14 protein-coding genes are annotated in these 15,225 nt (G+C 65.8%); 7 read left to right on the top strand and 7 right to left on the bottom strand.

What is annotated here, in order from left to right; translation table 11 throughout:
• Nucleotides 1-3: 3 nt before the first annotated feature.
• The 3 genes from bigR to ACUCV0_RS09915 are packed head-to-tail and all read left to right on the top strand — an operon-like array spanning nucleotide 4 to nucleotide 1,204.
• Entirely contained in the window at nucleotides 4-354 is a 351-nt protein-coding gene (gene bigR, locus ACUCV0_RS09925; protein WP_482212567.1) for a sulfite-sensing transcriptional repressor BigR, read from the top strand.
• Nucleotides 351-761: a YeeE/YedE family protein gene (locus ACUCV0_RS09920; RefSeq protein ID WP_482212566.1), complete on the top strand. Its 411-nt coding sequence runs from the start codon at nucleotides 351-353 to the stop codon at nucleotides 759-761. Before bigR ends, ACUCV0_RS09920 begins: the two co-directional genes overlap by 4 nt.
• The gene (locus tag ACUCV0_RS09915; RefSeq protein WP_482212565.1) at nucleotides 758-1,204 is read left to right on the top strand and encodes a DUF6691 family protein; all 447 of its coding nucleotides are present in this window, start codon (nucleotides 758-760) and stop codon (nucleotides 1,202-1,204) included. The genes ACUCV0_RS09920 and ACUCV0_RS09915 overlap by 4 nt, the downstream gene beginning before the upstream one ends.
• Here ACUCV0_RS09915 and ACUCV0_RS09910 read toward each other — a convergent pair.
• Nucleotides 1,170-3,578 carry a membrane-bound PQQ-dependent dehydrogenase, glucose/quinate/shikimate family gene (locus ACUCV0_RS09910; RefSeq protein ID WP_482212564.1) on the bottom strand — a complete coding sequence of 803 codons (2,409 nt, stop codon included), beginning with the start codon at nucleotides 3,576-3,578 and terminating at the stop codon, nucleotides 1,170-1,172. The two genes, ACUCV0_RS09915 and ACUCV0_RS09910, sit on opposite strands and share 35 nt — an antisense overlap.
• A 415-nt stretch (nucleotides 3,579-3,993) precedes the next feature.
• On the opposite strand from ACUCV0_RS09910, the gene ACUCV0_RS09905 reads away from it, so the two are divergent.
• On the top strand, nucleotides 3,994-4,704 hold the full coding sequence (locus ACUCV0_RS09905; protein WP_482212563.1) for an SOS response-associated peptidase family protein: 711 nt from the start codon (nucleotides 3,994-3,996) through the stop codon (nucleotides 4,702-4,704).
• Between the two features lie 52 nt (nucleotides 4,705-4,756).
• On the opposite strand, the gene ACUCV0_RS09900 is transcribed toward ACUCV0_RS09905, so the two are convergent.
• Nucleotides 4,757-5,224, bottom strand: a complete 468-nt coding sequence (locus ACUCV0_RS09900) for an Lcl C-terminal domain-containing protein (RefSeq protein WP_482212562.1) — start codon at nucleotides 5,222-5,224, stop codon at nucleotides 4,757-4,759.
• A gap of 375 nt (nucleotides 5,225-5,599) precedes the next feature.
• Between ACUCV0_RS09900 and ACUCV0_RS09895 the strand changes: the two genes are divergently transcribed.
• Entirely contained in the window at nucleotides 5,600-6,160 is a 561-nt protein-coding gene (locus ACUCV0_RS09895) for a hypothetical protein (protein WP_482212561.1), read from the top strand.
• A gap of 143 nt (nucleotides 6,161-6,303) precedes the next feature.
• Here ACUCV0_RS09895 and ACUCV0_RS09890 read toward each other — a convergent pair whose 3' ends face one another.
• Nucleotides 6,304-8,334: a hybrid sensor histidine kinase/response regulator gene (locus ACUCV0_RS09890; RefSeq protein WP_482212560.1), complete on the bottom strand. Its 2,031-nt coding sequence runs from the start codon at nucleotides 8,332-8,334 to the stop codon at nucleotides 6,304-6,306.
• 246 nt (nucleotides 8,335-8,580) lie between these two features.
• Nucleotides 8,581-9,570, bottom strand: a complete 990-nt coding sequence (locus ACUCV0_RS09885) for a GlxA family transcriptional regulator (RefSeq protein ID WP_482212559.1) — start codon at nucleotides 9,568-9,570, stop codon at nucleotides 8,581-8,583.
• A 107-nt stretch (nucleotides 9,571-9,677) separates the two neighbouring features.
• On the opposite strand from ACUCV0_RS09885, the gene ACUCV0_RS09880 reads away from it, so the two are divergent.
• A complete protein-coding gene (locus ACUCV0_RS09880; RefSeq protein WP_482212558.1) occupies nucleotides 9,678-10,226 on the top strand; it encodes a cysteine hydrolase family protein in 549 nt (182 codons plus the stop codon).
• Nucleotides 10,227-10,574: 348 nt separating this feature from the next.
• Nucleotides 10,575-11,120 (top strand): ProQ/FinO family protein, encoded by a 546-nt coding sequence (locus ACUCV0_RS09875; RefSeq protein WP_482212557.1) that lies wholly within the window; start codon nucleotides 10,575-10,577, stop codon nucleotides 11,118-11,120.
• A gap of 339 nt (nucleotides 11,121-11,459) precedes the next feature.
• Here ACUCV0_RS09875 and ACUCV0_RS09870 read toward each other — a convergent pair whose 3' ends face one another.
• The 3 genes from ACUCV0_RS09870 to uxuA are packed head-to-tail and all read right to left on the bottom strand — an operon-like array spanning nucleotide 11,460 to nucleotide 15,224.
• Nucleotides 11,460-13,016, bottom strand: coding sequence for a UxaA family hydrolase (locus tag ACUCV0_RS09870; RefSeq protein WP_093251857.1), 1,557 nt, complete (start codon nucleotides 13,014-13,016; stop codon nucleotides 11,460-11,462).
• Between the two features lie 13 nt (nucleotides 13,017-13,029).
• Nucleotides 13,030-14,040: a zinc-binding alcohol dehydrogenase family protein gene (locus ACUCV0_RS09865; protein WP_059315149.1), complete on the bottom strand. Its 1,011-nt coding sequence runs from the start codon at nucleotides 14,038-14,040 to the stop codon at nucleotides 13,030-13,032.
• Nucleotides 14,040-15,224, bottom strand: coding sequence for a mannonate dehydratase (gene uxuA / locus ACUCV0_RS09860; RefSeq protein WP_482212556.1), 1,185 nt, complete (start codon nucleotides 15,222-15,224; stop codon nucleotides 14,040-14,042). The genes ACUCV0_RS09865 and uxuA overlap by 1 nt, the downstream gene beginning before the upstream one ends.
• Between the last annotated feature and the right edge of the window lies 1 nt (nucleotide 15,225).

Below are 15,225 nucleotides of genomic sequence, written 5' to 3'. Positions count from 1 at the left end.
CTCATGACCACTCCACCTACCCGACCCAACCCAGGCGCGGTCTTCTCCCCCCAGGACATGCAGACCCGCGCCCGGGAGGTGGCCGCCCTGCTCAAGACCCTGGCGCATCCGGTGCGCCTGCTGCTGGCCTGCGCCCTCGCCGAAGGTGAGTACGCGGTCGGCGAACTGGAAGCCCGCCTGGACATCCACCAGCCCACCCTTTCCCAGCAACTCGGCGTGCTGCGCGAGGCTGGTCTGGTCGCCACCCGCCGCGAGGCCAAGCAGATCTTCTACCGGCTCACCGAAGACAAGGCCGCCCAGCTGCTGCAGGCGCTCTACCAGATCTTCTGCCAGCCCGAGAGCCAGACACCATGATCCTCGTCTCCTATATGCCCGCCCTGGGTGGCGGCCTGCTGCTGGGCCTGGCCGCCAGCCTGCTGTTGCTGGTCAATGGGCGGATCGCCGGCATCAGCGGGATCTTCGGCCGGCTGCTCGGCGGACAGCAGGCCGGCACCGGCCTGGTCTTCGTGCTGGGCCTGGTGCTGGGACCGCTGCTGGTGAGTGGCCTGCACGCGCCTCCCTCCCTGACCGTGGACGCGACCTGGCCTCAACTGCTACTGGCCGGGCTGCTGGTCGGTTTCGGGACGCGGCTGGGTTCGGGCTGCACCTCGGGCCATGCCATCCTCGGCGTGGCCCGCGGTTCGCGCCGCTCGCTGGCCGCCACCGCCGTCTTCCTGGCCTGCGGCCTGGCCATGGCCACCCTGCTGGGGCTGCTGCGATGAAATCGGGGCGACTGGTCGTAGCGCTGCTGGCTGGCCTGCTCTTCGGCAGCGGCCTGGCCCTCTCGGGGATGCTCGATCCCGCCCGCGTGCTGGGTTTTCTCGATCTCGCCAGCGGACACTGGGACCCTAGCCTGCTGTTCGTGCTGGGCGGCGCCCTGCTGGTGGCGCTGCCCGCGGTCCAGCTCCAGCGCCGGCTGGCGCGGCCCTTGCTCGACAGCGCCTTTCACCTGCCGCCCACCGTACCCGTCGACCGCCGCCTGCTACTGGGCGCTCTGATCTTCGGCCTTGGCTGGGGGCTGGTCGGGCTATGCCCCGGGCCCGCGCTGGCGGGCCTGGGGTTGGGTATCGCCAAGGTCCAGGGTTTCGTCGTGGCCATGGTCCTGGGGATGGTGCTGCATGACCGCCGCGCTAGTGGGCATTCCCAGGCAAGGCGTAGGCCTTGAGGTAGTCCCCCGCCTTGGTGCCCAGACCACCATGACCACCTGCGGCGATGACCACATACTGGCGGCCATCACGCCCGGTATAGGTCATGGGCGTCGCCTGGCCCCCCGCGGGGAGGCGCGTCTTCCAGAGCTCCTTGCCGCTAGCCGCGGAAAAGGCCCTCAGGTAGTTGTCCGCCGTGGCGCCCATGAAGATCAGCCCCGAGCGGGTATTGATCTGGCCGCCGATATTGAACATGCCGGTGGGAAACGGCGGCGCCATGTGCAGGCCCAGAGGGCCCATGTCGCGAGTGGTACCCACGTCATGCTGCCAGGCAAGGGTGCGGGATTTCAGGTCCACGGCCGCCAGCTGTCCCCACGGCGGCGCCTTGCAGGGCGCGCCGAGCAGGCCGAGCCAGGGATCGACCTTGACCACATAGGGCGTGCCGTATTGCGGGTTGATGGCGAACTTCTTCGGCCGCGGCGGTGTGCCCTTGCCGTCCCAGGGCTCCACCAGCCCTTCGCGCTCGGCATCCGCCCGGGCATAGACCTCGGCCTTGAAGGGGATGTAGCTGAGGTTGGCATAGAGGCGCTTGCGCTCCGGGTCGATGGAGGCGCCATGCCAGTCGATCACGCCGTCGAACGCCGGATACACCAGGGTCGTCTTGTCCAGCTCGAAGGGCGTGAAGGCGCCCTTGTAGTTCATCTGGCGGAATTCGATCCGGCACAGCAACTGGTCCAGGGGCGACACGCCCCAGGTGTCGGACTCCTTGATCTCCGGCGGCGCGAAGGTGGGCATGCCCGTCGAATAGGGTTGGGTCGGCGCGACATGCTCCTCCGGCAGCCCGCCCTGGGGGGCCGGTTTTTCCTCGACCTGGGCGATGGGTTCGCCGGTCACCCGATTGAGCATGAAGAGTTCGCCGCGCTTGGTGGTCTGCACCAGCGCGGGGACGCTGTTGCCCTTGCCGTCCGGCAGGTCCACCAGCGATGGCCCTATGGGTACGTCCATGTCCCAGAGGTCATGGTGCAGGGTCTGGAAACTCCAGCGCGGCGCACCCGTGTCCACGTCCAGCGCCACCAGGGAGCTAGAATACTTCTCGTCGAAAGGTCTGCGCTCGGCGCCATAGTAGTCGGGCACCGCATTGCCGGTGGGCAGGTAGATGATCCCGCGCGCTACATCGGCGGTATAGACGCCCCAAGCGTTGGGCGTGCCCCGGGTGAAGGTCTGGTCTGGCGCCGGATGGACCACCGGATCGTCCGGATGGCCGATATCCCAGGCCCAGACGATCTCGCCATTGATGGGGTTGAAGGCCCGCACGGCGCCTGATGGCTCGTTGGTCTTCTGGCCGTCATAGATCCAGCCCCCGAGCACCACGCGGTCGTGGATCACCAGGGGTGGCGAGGTCACGAAGTGAAAGCCCTTGGGTACCTCGCCCAGATACTGCCGCAGCGAGACATAACCGCCTTTGCCGAAGTCCTGGCACAGCTCCCCGGTACGAGCATTGAGGGCCATGATGCGGGCATCGCCCACCGACGAGATGATGCGCTCCGGACAGGCCGTCGCCGTTCCTTCGGGGGCCTTGTAGTAGGCCACGCCACGGCAGGCCAGGTAGGCATTGTTCGAGGTATCGGCGCGCGGATCGAAGCGCCAGCGCTGCTCGCCGGTGTCCGGATCGAGGGCGATGACTTCCCGGTGCGGGGTGCAGAAGTAGAGGGTGTCGCCAACCTTGATCGGCGTGGCCTCGAAGTTGAATTCGTAGCCGTGCTTGTTTTCGTCGCCCCTGGGCAGATCGCCCGTGCGGTAGGTCCAGGCCTCCTGCAACTGGCTGACATTGTCAGGCGTGATCTGCGCCAGCGGCGACCAGCGCTCGCCTTCGGCGGTGCGTCCATAGAAATTCCAGTCACCCTCGGCGACACCCGAGGCATTGGTAGTCACCTGGCTACCTGGCGCGACGGCTGCCAGAGGCTGGTCTGGCGGATAGGGATGGGCGAAGAACAGACCGCCGACCAGGACCGCGGCGGCCAGGGGAACGATCACATAGCCTGCCCCCGACACCCTGCGGTTGCCATCCAGGCGCCGACGGATGAAGGGCAACAGCAGATAGAGCCCCAGCAGGGTCGGTAGCATCAGTCGGGGTTCGAGCTTCCAGACGTCGGGGCCAACCTCCCAGAACGCCCACAGCACGCTGCCCAGCCAGACGAGGCCGTATACCCACAGCGCCAGCCGGCGCCCCTTCATCAGCAAGCCGCCGGTCAGGCAGAGGCCTATGCCGGCAACCAAGTAATAGGCGCTGCCGCCCAACAGCAGCAGCCAGGCCCCGCCAGCGGCCAGCAGTATGCCGAGGAGCAGGATGAGCACGCCGGATAACCGGGGTTTCGTCAGGAGCCAGGACTTCATGCGTCTTATCCGCCAGGTTTGTTGTTCTCCACTGGCAGACTAGGCACCACCGGCTGGTGTTCAAATGTTTTGCAAGAAATTTCAAAGATGGCGAGAGGTGGAACTAGCCTTGCTCTGCCTACCTGCAGGCTCACTCGCCTGAAGATCGCCCGAGCTGGACCGCCGTGGCCCTTCCTCACTACGGGCATTGCCTGGCCACGAACTGTGCAGAGGCCCTCCCCCCGATCAGCCACCACCTGTCTCGTTTTCATGATGAGGCCGGCGCTGACGCTGCGGGTACTTCAGCCAAACGTCACTGTCCAAGCCTCTGACGGGTTGCCTCGGTGAACAGCGGGCAGTGGACTTCCGCTTGCGGACCGTCCAGGCCAGCGCCAAGGGCGCCACTCTCCTTCATCCCTTGCCCCAGGAGGCGCCCATGTGTGGCCGCTTTGCCCAGTACCGTTACGCTCTCGACTATCTGGACGCCCTGGGCGCCAATGCGGCTAACATCCGCACCGGCCTGGAGCCTCGCGCCCTGGGCCGCTACAACGTGGCACCCGGCACCCGGGTGCTGCTGCTCAATCAGCAGGAGGATGGCTTGCACCTGGACCCGGTGCTCTGGGGCTACCAGCCCGCCTGGGCGCGCCAGGCCAAGCGCCCACCCGTGATCAATGCCCGCGTCGAAACGGCGGCCACCAGCCGGATGTTTCGCGGCCTCTGGCAAAGGGGCCGCGCCCTGGTGATCGCGGACGGCTGGTACGAATGGAAGAAGGATCCTGAGGACCCGAAGCGCAAGCAGCCCTATTTCATCCAGCTGAGATCCGGCGAGCCGCTGTTCTTCGCCGCCATCGGCCACTTCCGGCCGGCAGACCACGCGCCCCAGGAGGATGATGGCTTCGTCATCGTCACCGCAGCTTCCGACGCCGGCATGGTCGATATCCATGACCGCCGCCCCCTGGTCCTGCCCCCGACCATTGCCCGCGAATGGCTGGATCCCGAGCTGTCCATGGAGCGCGCCGCCGAGATTGGTGAGATCGAAGGAACGCCGGTGGAGGCCTTCCACTGGTATCCGGTCGGCAAGGCCGTGGGCAGCGTGAAGAACGATGGGCCTGAACTGCTGGAGCGGATCGCCGAGCCGCTGGTGTAGGCGCGATCAGCGTGAGCCTTGGCATCCAGACCGCCGCGCCCGTGGTCCGCCCTTACTGCCTCTTGCCCTTGGCATCCTTGACCAGCAAGACGCCAAGACCGAAGCCAGCGGAGTGCATGTCCAGACCGCCAACGCTGAAATTGAGGAAGTAGAACATTCCCGGCAAGGCTTCCGAACTCGTCCAGATCTTCGCGCCTTCGCCGAAATCCGCCGCTGCGACATTGGGAAAGACGCGTCGATCAAGCTTCAGGCCCGCGCAGCTTTCCACCAACAGGGTCTCCAGCTCAGGCTCCGTGGGCAGGCGCCACTCGCCGAGAACAGCCTGAGCGGCGCGCTGGGCCTCCTTCTGCGAGTACCCCTTTGCCACACCCTCGCAACCCTTGGTCCGTGCGTTCCAGGTCGTTCCCAGCAGACAACGCTTCCAGACCAGTTGGGCCTGGCTGTCCAGGGCGCTGTCGCCCACGATCTGCAATTGTATTGGCGGATGCTCGACGCAGGTGGCCGCTACTGCCGAACTCAACAGGAGCCCCCCAAAACACGACAACCCCACTCCCAGCCTCATCAACATCCCTTGCAAAATAAATACTCCAGAACGCCAAACAACAATTAAGACCAAATAAACGAGCGCGTGTATATCATGAGGAACAAACAACAATAATACTACGAACGCACTATCAACGCTTATAAGCCATTGACGTCAAAGTACATCTCCAAATTGCGATGTTTTTTCCCTGAAGATCATAAGCTTGCAGCCGCTCTTTGTAACAACCTAGAACCACGTCAGTAAACTTATAGAAAATTATCGCCAGAAGGATGGATGACGCCGGCCGAAGCATGATTCCAGCGACTTACCCATGACTCCAACCGTATCATCTTCGTTAAATGGCCAAGCTCGATGAAAATCATACTGATGCGCCATGGCAAGCCGGCGCTGAAGAGCTGTCCCGCCATGGCCTCCTCTGCCATGGCGCGCTGGATCGCGGACTATGATCGGTCCGAAATAGGCACGGATACCCCCACTTCGGAGGCAATAGCCGCAGTCAGGGATATCGGCCTGACAGCCACTAGCACTGCCCCACGCGCCCTGACCTCTCTCGCCGCGCTGGGCATAGCACCAACCATCAGGGATTCGGTCTTCTGCGAGGCAGCGCTGCCCGTGTTGAGCGTTCCGATTCTGCGCCTGTCGCCCTTCACCTGGGCGTTCGTCTTTCGTCTGCTCTGGCTCTGCGGGCTGGCGAAGGAGCTGGAGTCTTATGCCCAGGCAAAGGAGCGGGCGCACCAGGCGGCGGATCAGCTGGCCGCGCTGGCCGGGCGCACCCCGGGAAGCGTATTGCTGCTGGGACACGGCTTCATGAACCGCCTGATCGCCAGGCAGCTGCAGCGTGGCGGCTGGGCCGCAACAGGCAATAGCGGTAGTGGCTACTGGAGCGTTGCCGTCTATGAAAAGGCAGGGTGAAGCCGTCTTCGGTAAGCGTCTTTGACCAAGAACGGGTAACGTTCCCCTTTGCGGTTCTTTGCCAGAGCGCCGGAACGGTGTTTACGCCTCGTGGGCGCCGCCAGACGCAAGCCCGGCAGCCCTGCTTCAACGAAGACCCGGCCTCAACCCTCCGGATTCAGCATCTCGCTGATCTTGTTGGCCAGGGTATCGATGGCGAAGGGCTTGGTGATGATCTCCATGTTGGCGGCGAGATAACCACTCACGTTCGAGCCTTCCGCATAGCCGCTCGCCAACAGCACCTTGAGCTCCGGACGATTGGCCTGGGCCAGGTCCGCCAGTTGGCGGCCATTCATGCCAGGCAGACCCACATCGGAAATCATCAGATCGATGCGTTGAGGATTCTCCAGGAAGGGTATGGCCTCCTGGGCATCCGCTGCTTCCAGGGTCTGGTAGCCCAGTTCACCCAGCACCTCCAGGATCAGGGAGCGAACCACGGCCTCATCTTCGACGACCAGGACCACCTCGCCGCCTCCCAGAGGCGCAGCCTTCCGCTCCTCGACCGCGAGGATGCCCACCTCCCCACCCAGGCACGGCATGTAGAGTTGCACCCTTGTCCCTTTCCCCGGTTGCGAAAGGATACGGACGGCGCCATTGGCCTGGCGCATGTAGCCATACACCATGGACAACCCCAGGCCCGTGCCCTGCCCGATCGGCTTGGTGGTGTAGAAGGGCTCGAAGACCTTGGCCAGCACATCGAGAGTCATGCCCAGACCGGTATCGGCGACGGAGAGCATCACGTAGTCGCCCTCCTTGAGCTCCATGGCCGCGCCCTGCTCTGCGGTGAGGTGCACGGCTGAGGTGGCGATTGTAATGGTGCCGCCATCGGGCATGGCATCGCGGGCGTTGATGGTCAGGTTGATAATGGCGCTTTCCAACTGGTTGGCATCCATCCGCACCAGCGACAGGCCGGCGGCCAGCTGCGTCCGGATGGCGATGTTTTCCCGGGTCGTGCGATGCAGGAGGTCTTCCAGCGAGGCCACCAGTGGATTGACCTCGAGCGGTTTGAGATCGAGGGTCTGCCGGCGGGAAAACGCCAGTAGCCGCTGGGTAAGCGCCGCCGCCCGCTGGGCCGAGGTGACCGCCGCGTTAATGTAGCGCTCGTCCTCACTCGCATCGCCACCGCGTCGGCGCCGTTGCATCAGCTCCAGGCTGCCAATGACGCCCGTGAGCAAGTTGTTGAAGTCATGGGCGATACCACCGGTGAGCTGACCGACTGCCTCCATCTTCTGCGCCTGGTGCAGGGTGTCTTCCACCCGAGAACGCTCGGCCACCTCGGCGGCGACGCGCGCTTCCAGCGTCTCGTTGAGTTCGAACAGCGCCTTCTCGGCCCGCTTGCGGGCGGTGATGTCGGCGCAGGTGCCGGTCACATAGGACGGCTGGCCAGCAGCATCGTGAAAGACCTTGCCCTTGCTCAGCAGCCACTGCTCTCCTGCCCCGCGGTGGAGCCGAAACTCGACAGCGAAATCCTTCCCCTGCAGGCAATCGGTCAGGCATCCGCGTACCACGTCCCGGTCGCCCTCATGCACGAAGTCCAGGAAGCGCTCGACGGGATTCGTCGTCAGGACATCGGGCAGGCCGAAAAGCTGTTGGAGGGCGCTATCGCAATAGAAGCGACATTCGTCGAGGTACCAGTCGAAGATACCGGCTTCGGAGGCAAGCAGCGCCGCCCGAAAGCGTTCGTCGGCGAGCTTGAGACTCGGGCGGGAATGTTGCTGGGCCAGCACCTGTTCGGTGACGTCTTCGGTCTGGTGGATGATGTAGATCACCTCACCCTGGTCGTCCAGCACCGGAACGTTCAACGGACTCCAGTAACGCACCTCGAAGCCGCCGCCTTCGCTGGACCGCCGCGGAATGTCGTACTGGGTCACCGCCATGCGATCAGGCTCACGGCTCTGCATCACCCGCTCCAGCGAAGCGCGCAACACCCCAGCGCCGAATTCCGACCTGCCGTCGGGATTGCGGCCGAACACCTCGAATATCGACCGGCCCATGCAGTCTTCGCGGCGGGTATTGGTGCCGCGCAGGCGTCCTTCGTTGGCTGCCACCATGATGAAGTCAGGACCTGGAGAGAGCACCAGCACCAGATGGGGAAGTCCTTCGAACAGCAACTGGAAGTCTGGATACTGACGCATTGGCACCTGCGGAGTCGGTCGTCGTGAAGCGAGTCGATGCCTGGTCTAGTCCAGACACCCCTGTCATGTCTCCTTCAGTGGAGGCCGATCGCCAGCGCTCGGTTCAACCGACAAGACGAGACGCCTTTGGTGGAGCCATGAAGCCTGCCGATCCAGCAGGCCTGATGGGTTCGGGTGAGAGAAGCAGACGGCTGTCTGGTGCTGGCTAGACTCGCGGATGAGCGCGAGTTGCAGGGAGAGCGGGCCTCACCGCCCTGCCCTCACCACACCCCCGAACCGCCGCCGGTAATCCCCCGGGCTCAGTCCCACGACACGGGTGAAGACCTTGCGGAAGGCGCCCGGATCGCTGTAGCCCACCTCCCAGGCGACGCGTTCGAGGGGCAGACGGCTGGCCTGCAACAGCTCCCGGGCGCGGCCGACGCGCAATTGCTGACAGTAGGCGGTGGTCGTCATGCCAGTCGCCTGGCGAAAGCGGCGTAGAAAGGTGCGCTGTTCGAGTCCGGCGCGCTGGGCCAGGGTAGCCAGGGCAATGTCCTGGGCGCCGGTTTCCTGCAGCCACTCCTGAACGGCGAGGACGGCGCTGTCGCCATGGCTCAGGCGCGGCGAAAAGGCGCTGTAGTAGCGTTGCTGTCGACCCGGCGGGTCGATGACCATGATGCGCGCGGTATCGAGCATCCGCTTGGCGCCCAGGTACCGATCGACCAGGCGCAGGCCGAGGTCGGTCCAGGCCATGAGGCCGCCCGCGGTGACGAGATCCTCGCCATCGATGAGGAGCTGGTCGGCATCCAGGCGGACGGCAGGGAAACGCGCATTGAAGCGCTCGACATAGAACCAGTGAGTGGTGGCGGTGCGACCGTCGAGCAAGCCGGTTTCCGCCAGCAGAAAGGCGCCGGCGCAGATCGAGGCCAGACGCACGCCGCTCTGGTGCTGGCGACGTAGCCACTCGCGATAGGGCGCAGCAGCCTCCGGTGTGATCGGCTCAGCCAGACTGGGTGGCAGGATCAGCACGCTGGGTGAGCCGCTCGCTGTGGGCAGCGAGTCGTAGACCCGCCTGGGTGCCGCTTCGCCCTCCTCCAGCCGCCAGTGGCTGACGCGCAATTGAGGGCGCTCGGCATCCTCCGCAATCCCGGTCAGGCGCCCGGCGATCTCGAACAGATCCGTGAGGCCGTGGACCGTCGCCAGTTGTACGCCGGGATAGAGCAGCAGACCGAGTTCGACCGGTGGTTGATCGTGCATGTGTCGCTGGCACCCCTGATGTTGTCGGTCACGCCCCTTCGCCTGCCGGCGCGGCTGGCCAATCATGACCGGACCCAAGACCTGAAGCATCTTCCGAGGAGCTGGACATGAGCAAGCACGCCGTCGTCGTCATCGATCTGCAGAACGAATACCTCCCCACCGGCAAATTGCCTCTCGACGGCATCGAGGCCGCGGTCGCCAACGCCGCCCGGATCATCGCCAGCGCCCGCGACCAGGGCGTCCCGGTGATCCATGTGCAGCATCAGTCGCTCAGCAGCGAGGCACCGATCTTCGTGCCTGGCAGCGAGGGCGTCGTGATCCAGGCGGCCGTCACGCCCCAGGCTGGCGAGCCGGTGGTGGTCAAGCATCATCCCAATGCCTTTCGGGAAACCAACCTGAAGCAGCTGCTGGACGAGCGGGGTATCGGCTCGCTCGTCGTGGTGGGCGCCATGAGCCATATGTGCATCGATGCGGGCGTCCGGGCCGCGGCCGACATGGGCTACGCCGTGACGGTGATCCACGATGCCTGCGCCACCCTCGATCTGGAATTCGAAGGCGTCCGGGTGCCGGCTGCCCAGGTGCATGCCGCCCTGATGGCGGCGCTGGCCTTTGCCTATGCGAGCCTGGAATCCACCGACGCCTATCTCGCCGGCTAAGGCGCTGGCGAAAGGTTGCCCAGGCCGGCGAGGAATTTCAGCCGTCGCGCCGCAGCCTCAGGTACCGGCTCGACAGGGTCGGCCCCACGCAGCAGGTATTATCCAGCCGATGTTCGGACTTTTTTCCAAAGACGCAGTAGGTATCGCGCCTGACCGGTGGTAGCTAGAAAACGCCCGTCAGGACCACCATCCGCCGGGAAGGACACTTTCAAGGATGCCTTATCGGCAGGCCAGCCTTTAGAATGACGAGCTAACCGGTTTGGCCGTGCCGATTTGCAAAGGGCGCGGTCCAAGCCCGGCATGGGTTACCCTTGCACGTGAATTCTATTTGGAGCGGTGAGCTGAACGATGGGCTTTGAGCAACTAGCTGAACTACGCGACCGCCTGCGGGCCGAGAAAGCGCAGGTAACGACCGAGAGCAAAGAGCGGCCGGCGCGGAGACCTTCACCGAAAGCCAAGCCCCGCGAGCAAAAGCCCCGCGAGCAGGATCCGGTGGTCGAGGGCATCCGCCGCCTGCAAAAGCATTTCCCGCTGGCCTTCCCGGTCAACCCTGCGCCCAAGGTGCCGCTCAAGGAAGGTATCCTGAAAGACGCCGAGCAGCACCTGGAGCGGCTGGGCATCACCGGTGACCAGCTCAAGCAGGCCATCGCCACCTGGTGTCGCGGCACTCGCTACTGGGCGGCCATGACCGAGGACGCGCCTCGTCTGGACCTGAATGGCCAGCCGGCCGGCAGCGTGACCGCTTCCCAGGCGGTCTATGCCAAGCAGCAGGCGCGCCGCCAGCGCGCCCAGGCCCGCCGCGAGCAGGCCAAGGCCAAGGCTGAAACGGCCTCGCCCGCCGAGACCGAAGCCACCGAACCCGTCGCCGCTCCCGCGGACGGCGAATCGGCCTGACGCCGATGGCGCGCCGCCCTGGGCGGCGCGCTACTCGACGACTGGCTGCTGTTACAGCAGCCAGGCTACTTCTCCGGTAACGTTCGCGACTGGCGCGGCCATCTGGTGGTCGCTATCCCCGTCGCCACACCCCTTTCATCCTTGCAGCGTTCGCTGCGGGGCCGAAGTCTGGCACCTGCCCCGCAGCCGGGATGGCCGAGCCTGATAGGCTTCATCGCGTCACTCCATGACGTCGAGCACCCGCCTCCACGCAACAGCCTCGGCCTCGAATGGGCGGCGCCCTTCACCCACCCAGGGGATGCAGGTGGCCCGCTGTCTATCAGGCGAGTGCGGCACCCTTCAGGTCACCGCACCCAGCTGCCAGGGCACGAACTCGTTTTGTCCATAGCCATGTAGCTCGCTACGGCTACGCTCTCCCGAGGCCAGGGCCAGCAATCGCTCGAAGATGAAGGCGCCGCGCTCTTCCAGGGTGGTGCTGCCATCGACCAGGCCGCCGCAATCCACGTCCATGTCATCACGCTGGCTCTCCCAGAGCCGGGTATTGGTGGCGATCTTGAGCGATGGCGTCGGTGCACAGCCATAGGCGGAACCGCGTCCAGTGGTGAAGGCGATGAGGTTGGCACCGCCCGCCACCTGGCCAGTGGCCGAGACGGGGTCGTAGCCGGGGGTGTCCATGAACACCAGGCCGGGGGTGCGCACCGGTTCGGCGTAGCCATAGACCGCCATGAGATCGGTGGAGCCGGCCTTGATCACGGCGCCGAGGGATTTCTCCAGGATGGTGGTGAGACCACCCGCCTTGTTGCCCGCCGACGGATTGTTGTCCAGGCTGGCGCCCGCACGGGCGCAATAGTCCTCCCACCAGCGGATGCGCTCCACCAGTCGCTCGCCTACCGCCGGGCTGGCGGCGCGGCGGGTGAGCAGGTGTTCGGCGCCGTAGATCTCCGGGGTTTCCGAAAGGATCGCGGTGCCGCCGGCGGCCACCAGCAGATCCACCGCGCGGCCCAGCGCCGGATTGGCACTGATGCCTGAATAGCCGTCCGATCCGCCGCATTGCAGACCAAGGATCAGATGCCGGGCGCTGACCGGCTCGCGCTCCACCTCGTTGGCCGCAGGCAACAGGGCTTTTACGGCTTCAATGCCGCGAGCAACGGTGGCGGTGGTACCGCCGCTGTCCTGGATGTTGAGGCTGCGCAGCCCCGCATGCTCGGCGAGACCCTGGTCAGCCAGCAGCGTGGGGATCTGGTTGGCCTCGCAGCCCAGGCCGATGAACAGCACGGCGGCGAAATTGGCATGGGCCGCGTAGCCGCCCAGGGTCCGGCGCAGCACCGCCATGCCCTCTCCCTGGGTATCGATGCCGCAACCGACGCCATGGGTCAGGGCTACCACGCCGTCGACATGGGGATAGGGCTGCAGCGCCTCGGGGTGGACGTCGCGCCGAAAGTGGTCGGCCACTGCCCGCGCCACCGTCGCCGAGCAATTCACCGAGGTGAGGATACCGATGTAGTTGCGGGTCGCCACCCGACCATCGGCACGGACGATGCCCCGGAAGCTGCGCTCGATCGGCACCGGCGCGCCACGGGCCTCGATGCCGAAGGCATGCTCCCGGGTGAAGTCGCCCATGGCGAGGTTGTGCACGTGGACGTGGCTGCCCGCGGTGATGGCCTCCCGGGCGAAGCCGATGATCTGACCATAGCGTCGTACCGGCTCGCCCATTGCTATAGGGCGCACGGCAACCTTGTGACCGGCAGGCACAGGTTCGCGAACCTGCACCCCCTCCTCCGGCAGTTCCAGGCCCGGCACCAGTGGCTGGCGGGCGATGAGCACATCGTCCTGGGGATGCAGGCGCAGGGTGGCGCGGGTGGCCGCCGCAGCGCCGCTACGGGTGATCAGTTCCATGTCCGTCTCCGCTTCAGCATTCGATGAGGGCCTTGACCACGCCCTCGGCAGGATCGAGCAAGGGTGGGAAAGCCTCGGGCACGTCCTCCAGGCGCAGTCGGTGGGTATTCAGTGCCTGGGTGGGCACCAGCCCGCGCCGGAGACAATCGTGCACGTGGCGGAAATCCTCGGCGGTGGCGTTGCGGCTACCGAGCAGGGTCGCCTCGCGCTTGTGGAATTCCGGATCGGCAAAGCTCAGGTTGCCCTGGACGATGGACACCAGCACGTACTTGCCGCCATGGGCGATGAAGGCGAAGCCGCGCTCCATGGCGCGGGGATTACCGGTGGCGTCGAACACCACATCGAAGAAATCGCCGCCGGTGAGGTCGCGCAGGCGCGCCTCGTCATCCTCGCCAAGCGCGACCGTGGCCTGCACCCCCAGATGCTCGGCGCAGAAGGCCAGGCGATCGGTACGGCCGTCCAGCACCGTCACCCGCGCCCCGCGCAGGCGGGCGAACAGCGCCACCGCCATGCCGATGGGACCGGCGCCCACCACCAGCACCTGCTGCTGGGCGGCCACCTCACCACGCCGCACCGCATGGGCGCCAATGGCGAGAAACTCCACCATGGCCGCCTGGTCGGCATCCAGGCCATCCGCACGGAACAGTGCGCTGTGAGGCAGGCTCAGGTAGCCGGTCATGGCGCCATCACAATGCACGCCTAGGACCTGGATGCGGGTGCAGCAGTTGGTCTTGCCCTGGCGGCAGGCCACGCAGTCGCCACAGGACAGATAGGGCATCACATAGACCAGATCGCCCTCGGCGAGGCCCGAGTCGGCTTCGGTCTCGGTCACCGTGGCGGAGATCTCGTGGCCCATGACCCGCGGATAATTCAGGTAGGGCTGATTGCCGGAAAAGATGTGCAGGTCGGTGCCGCACACCCCGACCCGCTCGATGCGCACCAGGGTTTCGCCCGGGCGACGCGAGGGCTTCTCCCGCTGCTCGGCGCGCAGCAGACCGGGCTCCTGACAGACGATGGTCAACATCAGTGTCTCTCCTCTTCCAGGCGCCGCACGGCCTGTTCCACGCCGCGCAATTCGGCCAGGCCCTTGAGCCGGCCGATCAGCGAGTAACCCGGATTGGTCCGTCGGCCCTGGTCATCCAGCAGTTGGTGACCGTGATCCGGTCGCATCGGCAGGCGCGCACCGCCTTCGCGTTCGCGGCGACGCTCCTCGCGCACCAACTCGCGGATCACCCCGACCATGTCCACGTCGCCATCCAGATGATGGGCTTCGTGGAAGCTGCGTGGATCTTCCTCACGGCGGGTCGCCCGCAGGTGGACGAAGTGAATGCGCGAGGCGAACTGGCGGGCCATGGCTACCAGGTCGTTGTCGGCGCGCACGCCATAGGAGCCGGTGCAGAAGGTCAGGCCGTTGGCGGGACTGGGCACCGCCTCCAGCAGCCACTGGACGTCGGCGGCGGTGGAGACCACGCGGGGCAATCCCAGCAGCGGTCGGGGCGGATCGTCCGGATGCACCCCCAGGCGGATCCCCACCTCCTCCGCCACCGGCACCACGGCCTGCAGGAAGACCGCCAGGTGCTCACGCAGGCGCGTGGCGTCGATCCCGGCATAGGTGGCCAGCAACTGTCGGAGGTCGGCGACCGAATAGCCTTCCTCGGCACCGGGCAGCCCGGCGATCAGGGTGCGTACCAGCTCTTCGCGACCGGCCGCGTCGAGACCGTCATGATAGCGGCGCGCACGTTCGATCTCTGCGGCGGAGTAATCCGCTTCGGCCCCGTCCCGCTGCAGGATGCAAAGGTCGAAGGCGGCGAAGGCATCCTGATCGAATCTCAGCGCCCAGCCGCCGTCGGGTAGTCGATGGGCCAGCTGGGTGCGGGTCCAGTCCAGCACCGGCATGAAGTTGTAGCAGACCACGTCGATGCCGCACTGGGCGAGGTTGCGCAGGCTCTGCCGGTAGTTGTCCAGGTAGCGCTCGTGCCCCGGCAGGCCACGCTTGATGTCCTCGTGCACCGGGATGCTTTCCACCACCGACCAGCTCAGACCCGCCGCCTCGATCAGCGCCTTGCGCTCGGCGATGGCCGCTAACGGCCAGACCTCGCCATTGGGAATCTCGTGCAGCGCCGTGACGATGCCGGTGGCACCGGTCTGGCAGATATCGGCGAGGGAGATGGGATCGCGCGGGCCGAACCAGCGCCAGGTATGTTCCATG

This window comes from Pseudomonas sp. VMV1, from assembly GCF_056790235.1.
The sequence above is the reverse complement of the archived record's forward strand: the minus strand, read 5'-3'. Positions and strand labels throughout refer to the sequence as shown.